18 protein-coding genes are annotated in these 15,193 nt (G+C 67.4%); 8 read left to right on the forward strand and 10 right to left on the reverse strand.

Annotated features, from left to right (window positions below):
• Window positions 1–43: 43 nt before the first annotated feature.
• Entirely contained in the window at window positions 44–952 is a 909-nt protein-coding gene (locus AACH00_RS19355) for a DNA ligase (protein ID WP_341400826.1), read from the forward strand.
• A gap of 160 nt (window positions 953–1,112) precedes the next feature.
• A complete protein-coding gene (locus tag AACH00_RS19360; RefSeq protein ID WP_341400827.1) occupies window positions 1,113–2,330 on the forward strand; it encodes a GGDEF domain-containing protein in 1,218 nt (405 codons plus the stop codon).
• A 35-nt stretch (window positions 2,331–2,365) separates the two neighbouring features.
• On the opposite strand, the gene AACH00_RS19365 is transcribed toward AACH00_RS19360, so the two are convergent.
• A complete protein-coding gene (locus AACH00_RS19365) occupies window positions 2,366–2,749 on the reverse strand; it encodes a hypothetical protein (protein WP_341400828.1) in 384 nt (127 codons plus the stop codon).
• A 94-nt stretch (window positions 2,750–2,843) separates the two neighbouring features.
• On the opposite strand from AACH00_RS19365, the gene sbcB reads away from it, so the two are divergent.
• From sbcB to AACH00_RS19385, 4 genes are all read left to right on the forward strand, one after another.
• Window positions 2,844–4,286, forward strand: coding sequence for an exodeoxyribonuclease I (gene sbcB / locus AACH00_RS19370; protein WP_341400829.1), 1,443 nt, complete (start codon window positions 2,844–2,846; stop codon window positions 4,284–4,286).
• 108 nt (window positions 4,287–4,394) lie between these two features.
• On the forward strand, window positions 4,395–5,069 hold the full coding sequence (locus AACH00_RS19375) for a DUF6781 family protein (RefSeq protein ID WP_341400830.1): 675 nt from the start codon (window positions 4,395–4,397) through the stop codon (window positions 5,067–5,069).
• Window positions 5,070–5,190: 121 nt separating this feature from the next.
• Window positions 5,191–6,312, forward strand: coding sequence for a beta-ketoacyl-ACP synthase III (locus AACH00_RS19380; RefSeq protein ID WP_341400831.1), 1,122 nt, complete (start codon window positions 5,191–5,193; stop codon window positions 6,310–6,312).
• 58 nt (window positions 6,313–6,370) lie between these two features.
• Complete coding sequence (locus AACH00_RS19385) at window positions 6,371–6,748, forward strand: methylglyoxal synthase (protein WP_341400832.1); 378 nt, start codon at window positions 6,371–6,373, stop codon at window positions 6,746–6,748.
• Here the strand turns inward: AACH00_RS19385 and AACH00_RS19390 are convergent, their stop codons facing one another.
• Both AACH00_RS19390 and AACH00_RS19395 read right to left on the reverse strand, forming a co-directional pair.
• Window positions 6,749–7,330: a M48 metallopeptidase family protein gene (locus tag AACH00_RS19390; protein WP_341400833.1), complete on the reverse strand. Its 582-nt coding sequence runs from the start codon at window positions 7,328–7,330 to the stop codon at window positions 6,749–6,751.
• A gap of 17 nt (window positions 7,331–7,347) precedes the next feature.
• Window positions 7,348–7,950, reverse strand: a complete 603-nt coding sequence (locus tag AACH00_RS19395; RefSeq protein ID WP_341400834.1) for a type II secretion system protein — start codon at window positions 7,948–7,950, stop codon at window positions 7,348–7,350.
• A 197-nt stretch (window positions 7,951–8,147) separates the two neighbouring features.
• On the opposite strand from AACH00_RS19395, the gene AACH00_RS19400 reads away from it, so the two are divergent.
• Together AACH00_RS19400 and AACH00_RS19405 are read left to right on the forward strand one after the other, a co-directional pair.
• Window positions 8,148–8,558, forward strand: a complete 411-nt coding sequence (locus AACH00_RS19400; protein ID WP_341400835.1) for a heme-binding protein — start codon at window positions 8,148–8,150, stop codon at window positions 8,556–8,558.
• Between the two features lie 104 nt (window positions 8,559–8,662).
• Window positions 8,663–9,553 (forward strand): HDOD domain-containing protein, encoded by an 891-nt coding sequence (locus AACH00_RS19405; protein ID WP_341400836.1) that lies wholly within the window; start codon window positions 8,663–8,665, stop codon window positions 9,551–9,553.
• A gap of 30 nt (window positions 9,554–9,583) precedes the next feature.
• Here the strand turns inward: AACH00_RS19405 and minE are convergent, their stop codons facing one another.
• From minE to AACH00_RS19440, 7 genes are all read right to left on the reverse strand, one after another.
• The gene (gene minE, locus AACH00_RS19410; RefSeq protein WP_341400837.1) at window positions 9,584–9,847 is read right to left on the reverse strand and encodes a cell division topological specificity factor MinE; all 264 of its coding nucleotides are present in this window, start codon (window positions 9,845–9,847) and stop codon (window positions 9,584–9,586) included.
• Between the two features lie 5 nt (window positions 9,848–9,852).
• On the reverse strand, window positions 9,853–10,668 hold the full coding sequence (gene minD, locus AACH00_RS19415; protein ID WP_341400838.1) for a septum site-determining protein MinD: 816 nt from the start codon (window positions 10,666–10,668) through the stop codon (window positions 9,853–9,855).
• Window positions 10,669–10,716: 48 nt separating this feature from the next.
• A complete protein-coding gene (minC, locus tag AACH00_RS19420; protein WP_341400839.1) occupies window positions 10,717–11,577 on the reverse strand; it encodes a septum site-determining protein MinC in 861 nt (286 codons plus the stop codon).
• Entirely contained in the window at window positions 11,486–12,580 is a 1,095-nt protein-coding gene (locus tag AACH00_RS19425; protein ID WP_341400840.1) for a tRNA dihydrouridine synthase, read from the reverse strand. Before AACH00_RS19425 ends, minC begins: the two co-directional genes overlap by 92 nt.
• A 25-nt stretch (window positions 12,581–12,605) precedes the next feature.
• Entirely contained in the window at window positions 12,606–14,411 is a 1,806-nt protein-coding gene (locus AACH00_RS19430; protein WP_341400841.1) for an HDOD domain-containing protein, read from the reverse strand.
• A 125-nt stretch (window positions 14,412–14,536) separates the two neighbouring features.
• Entirely contained in the window at window positions 14,537–14,752 is a 216-nt protein-coding gene (locus AACH00_RS19435; RefSeq protein WP_341400842.1) for a hypothetical protein, read from the reverse strand.
• Between the two features lie 156 nt (window positions 14,753–14,908).
• A partial coding sequence (locus AACH00_RS19440; RefSeq protein WP_341398829.1) for a TRAP transporter large permease subunit occupies window positions 14,909–15,193 on the reverse strand: 285 nt, incomplete at its 5' end.

Below are 15,193 nucleotides of genomic sequence, written 5' to 3' on the forward strand. Positions count from 1 at the left end.
CAGTCTGGCCAGCCCTGTGTCTGCCCCTTGAAGGAGGCCCGCCATGCCGAGAATTCGCCTGTTGTTGCCGATGTTCAGCGCCGTTCTGCCCACCCTGGGGCTGGCCGCCCTGCCCACGCCAGCCTCCGGGGCCGACGGGGCACCACCACCCACGCAGGCGCCGCAGGCCGCAAGCCTCCCACCCGCGCTGCAGTTGCCGCGCGAAGCCAGCTTGTCCGTGGACCCATCCGGCCATCTGGTCAGCGAAAAGCTGGACGGTGTGCGGGCCTGGTGGAACGGCACGGAGCTGCGCAGCCGGGGCGGGCTGCGCATCAACGCCCCCGCCTGGTGGCTGGCGGCACTGCCGCGTGAGCCGCTGGACGGCGAGCTCTGGCTCGGTCGCGGTCGCTTCGACGAGACCTCGGCGCTGGTCCGGCGTGGCGAGCCCACCGACGCCGCCTGGCATGACCTGCGCTTCATGGTGTTTGACGCGCCCACGCACGCCGGCCCGTTCGCACAGCGGGTGGCCCACCTGCAGGCGCTGTTGCCGGACGCTGGCAATGGCCCGGCCCACGCGGTGGCGCACCGCACCTTCACCACCAACCGCGCCCTGCGCACCTGGCTGGACGAGGTGGTGGCCGCGGGCGGCGAAGGCCTGGTGCTGCATGCCGCAGCGGCGCCATGGCAGCCCGGGCGCCAGGCCCATCTGCTCAAGCTCAAACCCGTGCAGGACGCCGACGTCATCGTCATCGGCCACCGTCCCGGCAAAGGCCGGTGGCAAGGCCAGCTGGGCGCCCTGACGGTGCGCAATGCCGACGGCCAGGTGTTCCATGTGGGCAGCGGGCTGAGTGATGCACAGCGGCGCCAGGCACCGCCCGTGGGCACCACCGTCAGCATCCGGTGGCGCGGCCTGACGGCCACCGGGCTGCCACGCTTCGCCACCCTGTGGCGGGTGCGCGAAGCGGGCTGGTGAAGGCGGCGGGCAGAGCCAACCCTTTTGCGCATTTCGCGCGGCAGTCGACACGGCTCGTGACAAAGGCGTGAGCGCAAAGCCAACGGCCGTCGCTTCAGTCGGTTGTAATTTGTCTTGCCAGTTCAGAACAAGACAAAACAAGACTCAAGGGATGCTCGCCATGTTGACGTCATCGTCGTTCCCCGTGGAGGCGCACGACAGCCCCCACGGCCAGCAGTGGCAACGCGGCTTCGGCCGCCTCCGCTTCGCCCAGCAACTGGAAGACGACTTCAGACGCACCAGCCAACGCGGCCTGCGCCACCAGTCGCTGCTGACGCTGGGGCTGGCCACAGTCGCCAGCCTGATGGTCATCGCCGTGGAGGCCTCGCTGTTGAGCGCGGTGCCCGAAGACGTCTGGGCGTCCGAGCCCGCCCGGATGCTGGTGGCGGTGCGCGCGCTCAACCTGCTGGGGCTGCTGGTGGCAGGCATCGCACTGTGGGCCAACCGCTGCGCAGGGCGGCAGCGCCACCTCATCGCCGGTGTGCTGTTCGGCATGGTGGTCAGCCACGGCACCGCGATGGCCCTGCTGGCGCAGCTCGGCCTGGCGGCAGAAAGCAGCGGCCTGTTGCTGACGCTGCTGGCTGTCTTCCTGCCGCTGGGGCTCACATTCCTGGAGTCACTGGCCGTGGCGCTGGGCAGCACCGCCGTGGTGGTGTTGCTGGGCACCCTGCTGCTTGAAGGCTGGTCGCAGCAAGTCAATCTGCGGCTCATTCCGGCCATGCTGATGGGCATCTCGGTGGGCGCGGTAGGCGCCTACCTGCGGGAATACGGGCAACGTGAGCAATTCCTGCTGCGGCGCATGCTGCAGTGGCAAGCCTCCAGAGACCCGCTGACCGGCCTGTTCAACCGCCGGTTGTTTGATCACCACCTCAGCGCCGCCATCCGCCAATCACGCCGCGAATGCCGCCCGCTGGCCTTGCTGATGCTGGATGTCGACCATTTCAAGCTCTACAACGACCTTTACGGCCACCCTGCTGGCGACGAGGCGCTGCGCCTGCTCGGCAAGATCGTCCAGCAGACCGCCAGCCGGCCGCTCGACATGGCCGCGCGCCTGGGTGGCGAGGAGCTGGCACTGCTGCTTTACGACGCCGATGCGGCCCATCTGCCGAAGCTGTGCCGGCGCCTGATGCAGGTGCTGCACGATCTGAACCTGCCGCACGGCGCCTCACCCACCAGCGATCGCCTGACGCTCAGCATCGGCTGCGCGGTGCTGTCGCCGCAGGACACCGCCACCAGCCTGTGCATGAAGGCCGACCAGCGCCTCTACCGTGCCAAGCAGCAGGGCCGCAACCAGGCGGTGTGGGCAGACCCCGCCACGGGGCTGAGGCTGGTCAGCTGAGGCGGCAACAGAGATCGGCTGCCTGAGCCCGGCGATCAGCTCAGCGAGCGCTTGAACACCCCGGCGCCCACCAGCGCCGCCGGCAAGGTGCACAGCACCGCCAGCAGCGTGAACCAGAACGGCCCTTCCATGCCCATCAGGGCGGCCAGCAGCAGCGTGGCCAGACCGAAGACGGCGCCGTGCAGATAGGGGCGGTCAGCGGCCCAGCGTGCGCTCAGGTAGCCCCCGAGGCCCGTGGTGAAGGTGCCCCAGACGAAGCTCAGCATCAGGTAGTCGGCTTGCTGCAGCAATTCATCCAGCTGCGCGGCACTGCTCACGTCCACGCCGAAGGCGCCCACCATCAAGGTGCCACCGATGATGTCGAGCATGAACATCACGATCAGGGCCGGCACGATGGCCTTGTAGGAAATACCGGTCACGGTGTCTGCCTGTAGTCGGGGAAAGGCGCGAAGGCCTGCGGGCGGTGCGCGTGGCTCGGCGAATCAGCGCCAGCCCTGCGGTATGGTAGCTGCCATGAGCGCTTCATTCAGCTTCTTCTGGCACGACTACGAAACCTTCGGCCGCGTGCCGCGCCGTGATCGGCCCTCCCAGTTCGCCGGCGTGCGCACCGACGCTGATCTCAACGAGATCGACAGCCCGGTGATGATGTATTGCCAGCCCCCGCAAGACACCCTGCCCGACCCGGAGGCCTGCCTGCTGACCGGCATCCTGCCGCAGCATTGCCAGTCCGAAGGCCTGGCCGAGCACGCTTTCGCCGCCGCCATCGAAGCCCAGCTGGGCCGCCCCGGTACGGTGGGCGTGGGCTACAACTCCATCCGCTTCGACGATGAAGTGACCCGCCACCTGTTCTGGCGCAACATGGTCGACCCCTACGCCCGCGAATGGCAGAACGACTGCGGCCGCTGGGACCTGCTCGACACCGTGCGCTGCATGTACGCCCTGAGGCCGGAAGGCATCCAGTGGCCGCAGCATGAAGACGGCCGTCCGTCCTTCAAGCTGGAGCACCTGAGCAAGGCCAACGGCCTGATGCACGAGGCCGCGCACGATGCGCTGTCAGACGTGCGCGCCACCATCGCGCTGGCACGGCTGATCCGTGAACGCCAGCCCCGGCTCTGGGAGTTCTGCCTGAAGCTGCGCAGCAAGAATGCCGTGTGGGCCGAAATCGGCGTGGGCAAGCCCTTCCTGCATGTCTCGGGCATGTACGGGCCGGAGCGCGGCAACATCGCCGTGGTGTGGCCGCTGGCGCCCCACCCCACCAACAAGAACGAACTCATCGTCTGGGACCTGGCGCAAGACCCGGCCGCCCTGTTCGATCTGAATGCCGAAGAAATCCGCCTGCGAATGTTCACGCGCAGCGAAGCGCTGCCCGAGGGCGTGACGCGCCTGCCGGTGAAGAGCATCCACGTGAACAAGAGCCCGGTCGTGATCGGCAACCTGAAAACCCTGTCGCCGGAGATGGCCGCGCGCTGGGGCATCGACATGGCGCAGGCCATGGCCCACGCAGAGGTCGCGGCCGAGCATTCACACCGCATGGCCGGCATCTGGCCTGACGTCTTCGAGCGCCCTTCGTCCGGCCAGACGGCAGACGTGGACGAAGACCTGTACGGCGGCTTCGTGGGCAACGAGGACCGTCGCCGCCTCGAGCGCCTGCGCGCGCTCGACCCCGCCGACCCCGGCCTGGCGCTGGCCAGCTTTGATGACAAGCGCCTGGGCGAGCTGTTTTTCCGCTGGCGCGCGCGCAACTGGCCGGAGCAGCTCTCTGACACCGAAGCCGAACGCTGGAACACACTGCGGGCACAGCGTCTGCACAACGGCAGTGGCGGCGGGCTGACGCTGTCGCAGTTCTTCGAGCAGATCGACCAGCTCAGCGAGACGGCGGACGAGCGTGGCCAGGAAATCCTGGGCGCGCTGTATGACTGGGCGGAGCAGATCGCCCCACCACCGCCGGGCGAGTGAGCACAGGCAGGCGCCCCCGGGCAATTCCTCTGGGCAAGCGCGGCTGCGAGGCGTAGCGTGCGGGTCAGTGTGCCGGCGCACCCGCCGGTCGTCGACGAGGAGACACCCATGCTCAACAAGCAAGGCATCGACCAGCAAGCGCTGGTTGATCTGTTCACCACCGCCAGCGCCAAGCAGACCGCCCAGCTCAAGGACGCCGTCAGCAAGGCCACCCTGCAGGCCCTGGAAGGCCGCGAGATGACCCTGAAGAACCTGCGCGGTGTCATCAAGTCAGTGACCGAAGCCGCCAGCCAGGGTGCCGCGAAGAACGCCACCCCGAAGGTGAATGTCGAGGCCATGCTGGCCACGGCCGTGGCCGGCATCGACGACGCCTTGCTCAAGGCCGTGGAAGCCAACCGCATCGCGATGGAGCGCTTCATCGACCAGGGCGTGAGCCTGCAGGACAGCCACCTGAAGAAGGCCCTCGGCGACCTCGACAAGTTCGAAGACACCATGCTGTCGGCCATCCGCAAGGCCTCTGAATCTGCCAGCACCCAGCTGGCCGCCCCCTGGAAGGACGTGCTGGGAAAGTTTGAGTCGGCCGGCTCACTCACCGGCGCCCAGGCCAGCGCCACCATCGAGCAGCTCACCGAGCAGATGCAGACCCAGCTGCGCGAGGGCCGCCAGGCCAGCATCAAGGCTGCCATGGCCCTGGCCAACAGCTACACGGCGATGGTCAGCGGCGTGCTGATCGGGCTGAGCGACGCCATGCGCCAGGGCAGCGCCAAAGCCGGCAAGAAGTGAGGCGATCGCCAGTTTTTTGGCGACCTTCCGTATTTTTAGACTTCGTCCCCGGTTCAGCGCGGCTGCCGGAGACCTCAACCCGCCTACACTGGCGGGTTGGTTTTTTCGAGAGCGTTACACCATGACCCGAGTTGTCATCAGCGGCACCGGCCTGTACCAGCCGCCCCATGTCATCAGCAATGCCGAACTGGTGGAGGCCTACAACGCCTACGCCGAACTGCAGAATCAGAAGAACGCCGCGGCCATTGCCGCTGGCGAGATGGTGGCCCTGACGCCCTCGAACGTCGAGTTCATCGAAAAGGCCTCGGGCATCAAGCAGCGCTACGTCATCGAAAAGGACGGCGTGCTCGATCCGCAGCGCATGTATCCGCGCTTCCAGGAGCGTCCGGACGACCAGATCTCGCTGATGGCGGAAATCGCCGCTGACGCCGCCCGCAAGGCCATGGCCGCTGCCGGCAAGACCGGCGCCGACATCGACGGCGTGCTGTGCGCCGCCGCCAACATGCAACGCGCTTACCCGGCGATGGCCGTCGAGATCCAGCAGGCCATCGGCGCTGGCGGTTACGGCTTCGACATGAACGTGGCCTGCTCGTCGGCCACCTTCGCCATCGAACAGGCCGCCAACGCCATCCGCGCCGGCAGTGCCAAGTGCGTGCTGGTGGTGAACCCCGAAATCACCTCGGCCCACCTGGAATGGCGTGACCGCGACTGCCACTTCATCTTCGGCGATGTGTGCACCGCCGTGATCGTGGAAGCCGCCGACACCGCCACCGCCCCTGAGCAGTGGGAAGTGCTGGGCACCAAGCTGGTCACCCAGTTCTCGAACAACATCCGCAACAACTTCGGCTTCCTGAACCGCAGCGAAGACAGCGACCCGGATGCCCGCGACAAGACCTTCCGCCAGGAAGGCCGCAAGGTGTTCAAGGAAGTGGTGCCGATGGCCGCTGCGCACATCGAGGCCCACCTGCAACAGCTCAGCTTCGAGCCCACCGCCGTGCGCCGCTTCTGGCTGCACCAGGCCAACCTGGGCATGAACCAGCTGGTCATCAAGAAGCTGGTGGGTGGCGAGGTCAACAACGACATCGCGCCGCTGATTCTCGACACCTACGCCAACACCGCCTCGGCCGGTTCGGTCATCGCCTTCCATGAGCACCGCGAAGGCCTGAAGGCCGGTGATCTGGGCGTGATCTGCTCGTTCGGCGCCGGCTACTCCATCGGCAGCGTCATCGTCCGCAAACTCTGATCGGTGGCGCGGGCAACTTGAACCCGCGCCGTAACCGCCAGTGCGTAGCATCCAGCCCATGAACATTGCGCTGATTGCCCACGACCGCAAGAAGGACGACATGGTGGCCCTGGCCAGCGGCTTCGCCACGGCGCTGTCGTCGTGCACGCTGATGGCCACCGGCACCACCGGCGGCCGGCTCCGGAACGAAGTCGGTCTGTCGGTGGAATGCCTGCTCAGCGGCCCGCTGGGCGGTGACCTGCAGATCGGCGCGCGGCTGGCCGAAGGCGGCGTGGACGCCGTCATCTTCCTGCGTGACCCGATGACGCCGCAGCCACACGAGCCCGACATCAACGCGCTGGTGCGCGCCTGCGACGTGCACAACATCCCGTGCGCCACCAATGTGAGCAGCGCCCGTCTGCTGCTCACCCAGCTGCTGCGCGATCACGAGGACTGATCACGAGGACTCAAGCGCGGCCTTGGCGTCCAGGTCAAGCTGGGTCAGGTACATGCGCAGGTCGAACTCGACCTGGTGGTAGTCGCGCATCATGTGGCAGCACAGGCCGTAGAAGGCCTTGTCATGCTCCGGCTCTTTCAGGTGCGCCAGCTCATGCACCACGATCATGTCGAGGAAGGCCGCCGGCGCCTCCTTGAACAGCGTGGCGATGCGGATTTCCCGCCGTGACTTGAGCTGCCCGCCGTGGATCTTCGAGATGCGGGTGTGCGTGCCCAGCGCATGCTGCAACACCTTCAACTTGGCGTCGTAGTGCACCAGCTGCAGCGGCGGCGCATTGCGCATCGCCTGCTGCTTGCGCTCATTCACGTAGTCGAACAGGGCCTTGTCGCTGCGCACCTCGTGCGCGTCGGGGTACTTGCGCCGCAGCACCTCGCCCAACTCGCCCCGCTCGATCAGCGTGCGCACCTGCGCCAGCAAGGCATCGGGATAGCCGGCCAGGTAACGCAGGGCGATGGGCGGCCTGGCAGCGGGCTGAAGGGCTGGATGAGCGGGCGATGGGGGCGAAGATCTGGAGGCGGACATGCGGACGCCATTGTCCTTCAGCCACCGCCGGCATCCAGGGTGGCCGGGCAAGTGGCCGCCTGACCCACGCTGTAGGCCAGGTCAGGGCACATGGTGAGCGTGGTGGTGGTGTTCGGGCCATTGCCGTTGGTGCACTGCACGTAGCAGCGGTTGCCGGCGAACTTGGCGTAGGTCAGCATCCACATCGTGCCCCCGGCCGAGTCGTTGCTGTAGTAGCCCGCATAGTTCTGGTTGCGCACGAACCACGAGGCCTGGCTCAGGCCCGTCATGCAACTGAGGTTGTAGCCCACCACCTTCACCGCCGTGCCGCCTGCCAGGCAACCGGTGCCGTTGCCGGCCGCGTCGATGTTTCCGGTGCAGCCACCCGAGGTGAAGTTACCTTTGCCGGCGTTCAGCGCTGCCTGCATCTTGACGCCGTGGATGGCGGTGCGGGCCAGGGCCAGATGCTGACGGAACACCGCCGTCTCGGCATCCGCCGACATGTCCATGTACTTGGGCAAGGCCATTGCAGCCAGCACGGACAGGATGACGATCACCATCACCAGCTCGAGCAGGGTGAAACCAGACGGCCGCGCAGACCTGCAGCGGCCGGGGCGCAGATGAGTGCGACGCGGGTTCATGGTCGACGTCGTATCGGCAGAAAGGTCGACTTTCTTTAGTACGCCTTGAATGCACGCAAGGCCCGGCACGGTGACGGGGGTGGCGGCAGTCTTGACCTGCATCGGGGTAATGGCAAGCCGCCAGCCCGCTGGCGGGCAGCGATACTTGCGCCCTGCAGCAATGCCTTGTTCAACCTGTTTTCGAAGACTGCTCAACCATGCATACCAAGCCCTGCCTGAACCACGCTGATGTGGACGCGATCCTGGCCGCCGCCCGTGCCGAAGCCCTGGCCAACCAATGGGCCGTGACCATCGCCGTGGTCGATGATGGCGGTCACCTGCTCGGCCTGACCCGCCTCGACGGCGCCGCACCGCTGTCCTCGCTCATCGCCCCGGCCAAGGCCCGCACGGCTGCCCTCGGCCGCCGCGAGACCAAGGTCTACGAAGACATGGTCAACCAGGGCCGCGTGTCCTTCCTGAGCGCGCCGGAAGTGGAAGGCCTGCTTGAAGGCGGCGTGCCGGTGCTGGTCAACGGCCAGATCGCGGGCGCGGTCGGCGTGAGCGGCGTGAAGTCGAGCGAAGACGCCCAGGTGGCCAAGGCCGGCATCGCGGCTGTGACCCAAGGCTGAATCGAGATGGGCGAGCGTGTGAAATAGGCCACCGCCGCCCGCCTCTTCCGGGCGCTCAGACGCAGCCGCGCAGGTATCCTGACGCGGAATTGACCTGAGTGCCCATGATGAACACGACTGCCACACCCACTCGCCGCACCCAAGCCGTTGCCGCCGAGCTGGACCAGGCCCGCAAGTCCGGCCCGCTGCAGACCATCATCATTCCGCCGTGCCCGGATCTGCTGGCGCGCATGCGCGCCGCCCTGCAGGAGGCCGACCCCGACCTGAACGTCATCGCCCAGATCGCCAGCAGTGATGTGGCGATGGCCGCCTCGCTGCTGAAGGCCGCCAACAGCGCCGCCTACAGCAGCGGCACACCGGTGCAGACCGTGGGCCAGGCCATGAACCGCCTGGGTCTGGAAAAGACCGCGATGGTGATGACGAGCTTCCTGACGCAACGCGCCATCCGCGTGAACAGCCCGCACCTGCAGCGCTTCTGGCAGCGTGCCGGCAAGCGTGCCGTGGCGATGCAGTTCATGGCGAGCAAGCTGCCGGGCATGTCACCGGACATGGCCCACACCTACGGTTTGTTCTGCCATGTCGGCATGCCCGTGATGCTGCAGAGCGTGCGCGGTTATTCCGGCACCTTGATGGAGGCCGCGGCCCGCATCGACCGGCCATTCATCACGACCGAAAACGCCAACCACCGTACCGATCACGCGGTGGTGGGTGCCCTGGTGGCGAGGCTGTGGAAGCTGGCACCCGAGGTGATGGTCGCCATCCGGCGCCACCACGATCTGGACATGATCGGCCATGAAGACACCGAGCCGGACGTACACACCCTGGTGGCCGCTGGCCTGGTGGCCGAACACCTGATGCGCCGCCACGAGGCCCTGGAGGCCGACGTGGACTGGCTGGCGAACAAGCAGCGCGCGCTCGACTGGTTGCACATCGACGAGGACGAGCTCGAAGTGTGGGACGAAGAGCTGCGCCCGCTGCTGGACGCCACGCTTTGACGCGGCACCGGGCGGTGCCAGCGCCAGTGATCAGCGCAGGTTGTCCGGCAGCTCGATCTTGACTTCCAGCACTTCGAGGTTGTCCTGGCGTTCCAGGTGCACCTTGATGTCGTCGGGGTTGATCGACACGTACTTGGAAATCACCGCCACCAGCTCGCGCTGCAGCGCAGGCAGGTAGTCGGGCGTGGCCGCGCTGCGGCCGCTGCGCTCATGCGCCAGGATGATCTGCAGCCGTTCCTTGGCCACATTGGCCGTGGTCTTCTTCTCACCGAGCAGGAAGGACAGGAAAGACATGGCCATTACCTCCCCCCGAACATGCGCTTGAAGAAGCCGGGCTTGACCGCTTCGGTGAAGCGCAGCGGCTTGTCTTCGCCCAGGAAGCGGCTGATGACGTCGAGGTAGGCCTCGGAGACATCGGTGCCCTTCAGGTGCACGGCCGGCAGACCCTGGTTCGACGCGTCCAGCACGTTCTCGGACTCCGGGATCACGCCGATCAGCTTGATGCGCAGGATTTCCTGGATGTCGTCCAGCGACAGCATCTGCCCACCCTCAACCCGGCTCGGGTTGTAGCGGGTGATCAGCAGGTGTTCCTTGATCGGCTCGCGGCCTTCGATGGCGCGCTTGGTCTTGCTCGACAGGATGCCCAGGATGCGGTCGGAGTCACGCACCGACGAGACTTCCGGGTTGGTCACGACCAGCGCCTCATCGGCGAAGTACATGGCCATCAGCGCGCCGGTTTCGATGCCTGCCGGCGAGTCGCAGATGATGTATTCGAAGCCCATCTCGGACAGGTCCTTCAGCACGCGCTCGACGCCGTCCTGGGTCAGGGCGTCCTTGTCGCGCGTCTGCGAGGCAGCAAGCACGTAGAGGTTGTCGCTCTGCTTGTCCTTGATGAGGGCCTGGTTCAGGTTGGCCTCGTTGTGGATCACGTTGATCAGGTCGTACACCACCCGACGCTCGCAGCCCATGATCAGGTCGAGGTTGCGCAGGCCGACGTCGAAGTCGATCACGGCCGTCTTGTGGCCGCGCAAGGCGAGCCCGGAGGCGAAACTGGCGCTGGTCGTGGTCTTGCCCACGCCGCCCTTGCCAGAGGTCACCACGACGATCTTGGTCATCGGATTGGATCCTTTCAGTCGGAAATTGGTCGAATGCGTAAAAACAGGTCAGAACTTCAAGGGCTCGAACAGCAGCTTGTCACCGTCGAGCCTGACTTGTGCGGGCTGGCCCGCCACGTCGCTGGCCAGGCCAGCCTCGGTGGTGCGCCAGGTGCCGGCGATGGACACCAGCTGGGGCTCCATCACCGCGGCAAAGATACGGGCTTCGGTGTTGCCACGAGCGCCGGCGATCGCACGGCCGCGCAGCGGTGCATACACATGGATGCTGCCGTCGGCGATCACCTCGGCACCGAAGCTCACCACCGCCAGCACGATCAGATCACCACCGCGGGCATAAACCTGCTGGCCGGAGCGCAGCGGCTTGTCGATGATCAACGTGGTGGCGGGCAGCGCGGCGGCGGGCTCGGGCGCCAGTTCGGCAGCAGGTGCTTCGGCAGCCGGCAAATCAGCTGACGCCGCTGTAGGTGCGGCAGTGGGTGCTGCAGTCGTTGCGTCAGTCGTTGCGGCATGCACCTCGGCCACCACCACGCTGTCGGTCAGCACCACACCGGGGTCAGCCGGCGCGGCGCGCACGGGCGCAGCTTCAGGCGCTTCGGCCAGGCCGGCAGCCAGTGCTGCGGCATGCTGGTCAACGCTGCCACCGCGCACGGCCATCGGGTTGAAGCCGTACCGCTTCAGCAGCGCCACCAGCGCGTGGAAATCGATGGGCGTGGCGTCGTCGCGCAGCGCAGCCAGGTCCACGCACAGGGGTTCGTGGTCGAACACGCCCGGGGTGGCGGCATAGCGGGCGTCGAGTGCGTCGGCCAGCGCCTGGAGATCAGGGGTCTTGAGCAACAGCGCCAGCACCGTCAGTGCAGCACTCTTCAGATCGAAGATCGACGTCGCGTTCGCCTTGGAAGTCACGGCCATGAGGCAAAAGGTGCTCAGAAAGATATAGAGTGTAACGGTCTGCCTCGGGCAGCCCGGCGAACAGTTCGGCGCAGAGCGCGCGCACGTCGTTCTGGGTGCGCAGGCGGGCGTAGGCCTCCTGCGCTTCAGGGTAGCGGCGGCGCAGGTAATTCAGCCATTGCTTGATGCGGCCGGCGCGGTGTCTGGGCACCACATGGCTCTCGATCTGGATGCTGAAGCGCGCCATCAGCGTGAGCATGCTGGCCCAGGGCAGCGGCGTGGCGGGCGCAATGCCGCCCGTGCCCCAAGCCGCGCGGATGGCGAGCGCCAGCCCGGGATCGGCCACCATGCCGCGCCCCAGCATCAGCGCATCGCAGCCGCTTTCCGCCTGGCAGCGCAGCGCGTCGTCCACGGTCCAGATTTCACCGTTGGCCACCAGCGGCACGCTCACCGCTTCTCGGATGGGCACGAGTCGATCCCACCAGGCCGGCGGTCGGTAGGCGTCGGCCTTGGTGCGCGCATGAACAACGATTTCCGACACGCCGCCGTCGGCCAGCGCCTGCGCGCAAGCCACCGACAGCGCACTGTCATTCACGCCCAGCCGCATCTTGGCCGACACCACCTGGTGCGCCGGCACGGCCGCCCGCACCGCGCGCGCGATGCGGAACAGCAGCTCGGGGTCATCGAGCAGCGATGCCCCACCACCGTGGCGGTTCACGACCTTGGCGGGGCAACCGAAGTTCAGGTCCACCCCATCCGGGCCCAGCCCGGCCACACGGGCCGCGTTGTCGGCCAGGCAGGCGGGGTCAGAGCCCAGCAATTGGGGCCGCACGGGCACGCCCGCGTCGGTGCGACCGCCCTGTGCCAGCTCGGGCACGATGCGGAAGAACACGCGCTCAGGCAGCAGCATGTCGGTGATGCGGATGAACTCGCTCACGCAGCGGTCGATGCCGCCGACCTGGGTCAGGGCGTCGCGCAGGGAATGGTCCAGCAGGCCCTCCATCGGAGCCAACAACAAAGTCATGGGCCCGATTGTCGCCGGGCCGGCGTCAGGCGCCCTGCTTCCAGGCAATCACCGCCTGGCTGCGCAAGGTGCGCAGCAGCTTCATGGCGGTGTCGTCCACCACCAGCGCACCGGGCTCGGGCCGATCGGCGTACAGCATGCCCACGCACTGGCGGCCCATCATCATCGGCAGGATGAGCAGGCTGCGCGCCCGCGCATGCACCCGCCACCAGCGCGGCAGACGGGCCGCGATCGCGGTCTCATCAGCATCCGAAATCATGGTGTCTGCACCCCGCGCGCAAAGCAACGAGAACAGGTCGTGCGGATCGGCGTGCGGCACCACGAAATGCTCGTGGCTGGCCGCCGCACCCAGGCCCAGGCCATAGCGGCCGATCAGATCACCGCTGCTGCCATGGCGCAGGCACATCACCGCGCGGCGTGCGCCCACGCTGCGCAGCAGGATCTCCACGATCATGGCCTGGATCTGCCCGCTGTCGGTGCCGTCGGCCAGGGCGTGCACCACGTCCTGCACGCCGTCAGAGAGCTGTGCGGCCACCACAGCCGGCGCAGGTGGTCGGATGGCCATTGGCGCGGGCAGCGGTGGCGGCAAGGCGGCAGATGGTGCCGGGTTGGGGGTACCGGCCTCAGCCTCGACGGCGGTCTGGTCCGGCAAAGGCGCGGGTGGCTTGGCCGCACGCGGCTCGGGTTCAGGCGCGGCGGGTGAAACCACCGGCGTGGACGAAGCGGCCACGGCCGATGCCAGATCGGGCGAGCCTTGCCAGGCGGGCAATTGAGCCAGCGGCAACTCCAGCCACTGCGCCAGTTGCTCCAGGCGCTGGCGGGCGCGGGCCATGGCGGCGCGCATGCTGCGGGCGTCGTGGCCGCTGGCCGCACCGGCCTCGCGCTGCAGTTGCTCGCAATGGGTGTCCCAGGCCAAGGGGTCGCAGTAGATGAGCATGTCGGCCAGGTCGTTGGCCAGTGCGCCGGTCACGGCCAGTTGCTCGGGGCGGGTGGTGGGCCGGTGCAGCGCCCATTCGCCATGACGCAGGGCGCGGCGCATCGGCTCCGGCCAACCCCAGCGCTGCGCCACCGCCTGGCCCAGCGGGCCATAGGCCACACCCAGCACCTGGCGCGAAGCCACCTCCTCGGCCTGCGAGCGCGGCCACAACGTGCGGGGCACGCGTTCGCGCACCTGCAAGGCTTCCGCCGACAGGTGCAGGCAGGCCACCAGACGACCCAGGTTGCGGAACACGGCGACGAGGTAGGCGTCTTCTTCCTGGGAGCGGTCACTGGTCAGCTCATTGGCCATCACGCCGGCCAGCAGGGCCCGCAGGAATTCCTCGCGCAGGGCGAGAGACTGGCGCTTGTCGCGGATCTGGTCGATCAGGCGGCTCGACACCGCCAGCTGGCCGATCTCGGTGAAGCCCATCACCGCAATCGCGCGGGTGAGCGTGGTGATCTGTCCGCCGCCCACCGATTTGTAGTGCGCGGCATTCGCCAGGCGCAGCACGCGATTGGCCAGGCCCACGTCCTGCAACAGCGCTTCCGACAAGGTCTGCAGGCGCGAACGCTCGGAGCGCACCACGCGGCGCACGCCGCCCAGCGCTTCGCCCAGCGACGGGAAATCAGGTTGGCGGGCCAGCTTGTCCATCACCAGCGCCAGCGTCGCGTCGCGCAACTCCTGGCTGCTCAGGTCGTCATCGCTGTCAGCAGCGTCGTCGGCGTCGCCATGCGCCAGGGCGGCCTCGCGCACCAGGCCGCGGCGGGCCCGCTCGGTGGCTTCCGCGGCATGCGCCGCCCACTCGGAGGTCTGGGGAGACGGGGGCGAAAAGACGGTGTGTGAAGTGCTCATGCGCTCATCGGTTCATCCGCGATGGGCATGAACTCCTGGAGGTAACCATCTGTTCATTGAATCAGCAAAAGTGATAAGCCGCCATGGGCGACTCGGCCGCGCCTGGGCGCGCAGCGACTTTTGTCTCAATTCAAGCGGGGCATCACCGCCGGGACGGTGAACTCCCGGCCCACGACGGCGCGGGCGAACAGGTAGTTCTCGCGGGCGTGCTCGCTCAGGCCGTCGAGGTCGACATGGCCTTCGGCATCGCAGGGGAACGCCAGTGCCCTGCCCTGCTGGAACAGGGAGGTGAAGCGCAGCTCGAAGCCAGCTGGATGGGCGGGGTTTGGCAGGGTGGCCATGGGCAAGCACTCCTTGATGGCCCGATGAAGGGCGGCAGTGCCTGCACTCTAGGCCTGCGGGCTGCGCCACACAGTCGGCGCAGTCCGCAAGGCAGCGTCAGCCGCGGGCGGGGCCGGCTGTCGGCGTTTGCCTGACAGACCGGCCGCACCACCCAATCAGCTGGCGAACCACTTCGCCGGGCCAGTGACCAGCCAGGGGAAGAACACCATCAGGAACATCACGGCGAACTGCGCGGCCATGAACGGCAGCACGCCTCGCGTGACCTCGTCCATCTTCATCTTGCCCACGCCTGCCACCACGTTGAGCACCGTGCCCACCGGCGGCGTGATCAGCCCGATCGCGTTGTTGATGATGAACAGCACGCCGAAGTACACCGGGTCGATGCCCGCGGCCTTGATCACCGGCATCAGCACCGGCGTCATGATCAGGATGGTTGGCGT

The organism is Ideonella margarita (assembly GCF_038066635.1).
GTDB lineage: Bacteria > Pseudomonadota > Gammaproteobacteria > Burkholderiales > Burkholderiaceae_C > Ideonella > Ideonella margarita.